This window comes from Streptomyces sp. LS1784 (genome assembly GCF_020103755.1).
Taxonomy (GTDB): domain Bacteria; phylum Actinomycetota; class Actinomycetes; order Streptomycetales; family Streptomycetaceae; genus Kitasatospora.
On sequence record NZ_JAHSQD010000742.1, the window covers coordinates 1 to 3349 of the forward strand.

General features: G+C 72.3%; 3 protein-coding genes. 2 read left to right on the plus strand and 1 reads right to left on the minus strand.

Going from position 1 to position 3349, the window contains the following annotated elements:
* Nucleotides 1–224: 224 nt before the first annotated feature.
* Nucleotides 225–677: a GatB/YqeY domain-containing protein gene (locus KS423_RS41595; protein WP_224284914.1), complete on the minus strand. Its 453-nt coding sequence runs from the start codon at nucleotides 675–677 to the stop codon at nucleotides 225–227.
* Between the two features lie 743 nt (nucleotides 678–1420).
* Here KS423_RS41595 and KS423_RS41600 point away from each other — a divergent pair.
* Together KS423_RS41600 and KS423_RS41605 are read left to right on the plus strand one after the other, a co-directional pair.
* Entirely contained in the window at nucleotides 1421–2686 is a 1266-nt protein-coding gene (locus KS423_RS41600) for a helix-turn-helix domain-containing protein (RefSeq protein WP_224284915.1), read from the plus strand.
* A gap of 351 nt (nucleotides 2687–3037) precedes the next feature.
* The coding region (locus KS423_RS41605; RefSeq protein ID WP_224284916.1) for an ABATE domain-containing protein at nucleotides 3038–3349 on the plus strand (312 nt) is incomplete at its 3' end.

Consider the following 3349-nt stretch of genomic DNA (forward strand, 5'->3'; position numbering starts at 1 on the left):
AGCCCGGCGGCCTGCCCGGCGGCCTGCCCGGCGGCCTGCCCGGCGGGTTCCCGTTCCCGCCCGGTCCCGGGAACGGGAACGGGAACGGCGGCCGGCACGGCGGCGGCAACGGGAACGGCTGACCCGCCCTCCCGGCCACCGGCCGAGGAACATGCCGAAGGGGCGCCCTCCGCGCGGGAGGGCGCCCCTTCGGCATGCTGCCGGGGCAGCGGGGGTGCGCCGGATCAGGCCAGGGCGGCCTTCACGGCGGCGGCCACCCGACCGCCCTCGGCCAGACCGTCGACCTTGGGCTTCACCAGCTTCATGACGGCGCCCATCGCCTGGGGGCCGCTCGCGCCGCTCTCGGCCACGGCGGCCGCCACGATCGCGGCCAGCTCCTCGTCGGAGAGCTGCTTGGGCAGGTAACCCGCCAGCACCTCGCCCTCGGCCAGCTCCCGCGCCGCCTGCTCCGCCCGCCCGGCGGTGCCGAAGGCCTCGGCCGCCTCCCGGCGCTTCTTCGCCTCGCGGCCGATCACCTTCAGCACGTCGGCGTCGGACAGCTCGCGCTTCTGCTTGCCCGCCACCTCCTCGCTGGTGACGGCGGCCAGCGTGAGCCGGATGGTGGACGCGCGCAGTTCGTCCCGGTCCCTGATGGCAGCCGTGAGGTCCTCCTGCAGCTGCTCCTTGAGCGTTGTCATTTCCTCTTCTTATCCTTCGGCTGTGGGTGGGCTCAACCGGGTTTCCCGTGGGCATCCACCGGGGGTTTCCGCAGATGAACGAGTATGCCCCGTCAACCCCCGCCGTCCTCGCCCGACGGCGCGCCGGGCGAGGACGGTCCGGACGGGGAACGGGCGGCGGTCGGGTCCGTGAACAATCGATGATCGGAGCCGGAACCGGGCGACGGGATTCGGCCAAGGTGGCCGATAATTCTCGCACAATCTCGGACGAAATGCCGAAAATTGCTGGAGCCGACACGAAGTTGCCGGTCCGGAACGGGCAGATCGAACGTTGTGACCGCTTCGCTGAAATAGTCCGCGTAGTACACTCGTTCGCGCGTCGCTTGAGCAGCCCGATGGCGGCGATCGCCTCACCGTCGATTCACCGTCGATTCACCGTCGAAGACCGCCCCGAACAGTTGCGACAAACCGTCACCACGTCCCCGATTCATTATTCCACGGCACTGACACACTGCTGCCCAGGCCTCCTGCGGCCCTGACACCTTGCGGCGCGGGCGCCCTGCGACCCATGCCGGCCCGAGCGTTCACGCCTGCGCTCCACCCGGCCGCCCGACCGCCCGACCGGCAGTGATCGTTTTTCGGAGTGATTGGCGCCGCCATAAATCGGCGCATTGAGTTCTGGTTTTTATTCTGCTCACGACAGCAGGAAGCGCGGGGGAATGGACAACAATCAACTTCGCTCGATGTTGGTAACCCAACGAAAGATGATCGGATGGAGCCAGGAGCAGCTAGCCGAACACTCCACGGTCAGCGTCCGAACCATTCGAAATCTGGAAACCGGCGTCATCAAGAATCCGCGGCGCAGTTCCGTGGAGCTCCTGGTGGGCGCGCTGTTCTCCGCGGCGACCGACCGGGACGCCACCCTGCTCTCCCAGGCCGTCCAGTCGGGCGCCCCGGCCGGGCTGCTCCCCGCCCGGCCGGAGCCCGGACCGCCGACCCGCGTCGCCGAGCTCCCGGACAACGCGCGGTGGCGTGGGCTGCGCCCCAAGACGGACATCACCGTCGGCCGCCGGGCCGACCTCCTGCACGTCATGACCGCCCTGCGACCGGGCCGTCCGCTGGTGCTCACCGGGCCGGCCGGGGTCGGCAAGACCCGGCTGGCGCTGGACTCGGCCGCCCACCTGCTGGACCGCTTCCGGGACGGCGTCGTGGTCCTGGAACTCGGCTCGGTCACCCCCGAGGGCGTCGACCCGGCAGCCGCCTCGGCCCAGGCCCAGCGCGCGCTCGACACCCTCTTCCGAGGCTTCGACCGCGACCCGCGGACCAACCCCGAGCTGCAGATGCTGCTGGTCGTCGACAACGCCGAGCACGTCATCGACACGGTGGCCCGGCAGGTCAGGGCCCTGCTGGAACAGCACCCGGCGCTCCACATCGTGATCACCTCGCTGCGGGCGCCCGCCGGGGTCCCCGCCGACCTGTGGGAAGTGTCGCCGCTGTCGGTCGACCGCCCGGACGGCCCCTACGGCTGCCCGCCCGCCGCCGAACTGTTCTGCCGACGGGTGCACTCGGTCGCCCCGACGCTGGACCTCGGCGACCAGATGCCACAGGTGGTCGAACTCTGCCGGCGCCTCGGCGGTCTCGCGCTCGCGATCGAGAACGCCGCCGTCCGGATGCGCTCGGTGCCCCTGCACGTCCTCGTGGACGAGTACCGGGTGCTGCCGATCCTGGGCCAGGAGGAGGTCGGCGGGCTCTCCCACCACCGCTCGCTGCACCGCAGCCTCGCCTGGGCGTACGGACTGCTCGACGAACGGCAGCGCCGGGCGCTCAGACGGCTCTCCCGGTTCCCCGAGGAGTTCTCCATCGACGACGTCCGGCAGCAGCCGGTCGACGGCGGCCGGGAGCCCTCCCGCAATCTCGACGTCCTGGCCGAGCTGGTCGACTTCTCCGTCGTCCAGGTGAAACGCGGCCACCAGTACGCGTACCGGGTCCCCCGGATGATGCGCGAGTACGTCAACGCCATTCCGGCCTGAGGCCGGGCCGAACCGCCGCACCGTCAGCCGTCAGCCGTCGGCCCCTTCCGGCCCCTTCCGGCGGGGACGGCCGCACCGCCGTGCCCGGAGTACCGCTCCGGGCACGGCGCGGAGCGCTCCCGCGATCCGTCTCCCCGCCGCTCTGCCGCCCGGCTCTGCCGCCCGGGGCCGGGGTGAGCCGGGGTGACGCGGGCCTTCGGTCGGCCTCAGGTCGGTGGGGCCGCCGCAGGGTCGGTCCGGGTCCGCTGCCGGGGCGGAGCGCGGCCTCCGAAGACCGTTCCACCGGCCGTCGGCGCGCCCATGCCCTCACGCCCTGTAACCCCTCTTCCCGGTTACACCTATCCTGGTCGCATGACCGACGGAGACGACGGACCCGACGCAGCCGGCCGGAGCACCGCCGGCGGGCAGCCCACCAGCCCGCCCGGGCTGATTCTCACCACCCCCGGCGGCAGCCGCTTCCACTTCGATCCCGGCGCCCTCTGCCTCGAACTGCTCACCACCGGCGGCCCCGGCCCGTACGCCCGGTACGAGGTGCTGCACCGCCCCGCCGACCTCGCCGCCTGGCTCCTGCCGTCCCGGCTGCGGCTGCCCGCCGGCGCCGTACGGATCTCCCCCGCCGGGCTCGCCACCGTCCGCGCCCTGCGCGACGCACTGTGGCGCCTC

Coding starts and splice junctions, on each gene's coding strand:
- KS423_RS41595 (WP_224284914.1), bottom strand. CDS start 677: ATGACAACGCTCAAGGAGCAGCTGCAGGAGGACCTCACGGCTGCCATC.
- KS423_RS41600 (WP_224284915.1), top strand. CDS start 1,421: ATGATCGGATGGAGCCAGGAGCAGCTAGCCGAACACTCCACGGTCAGC.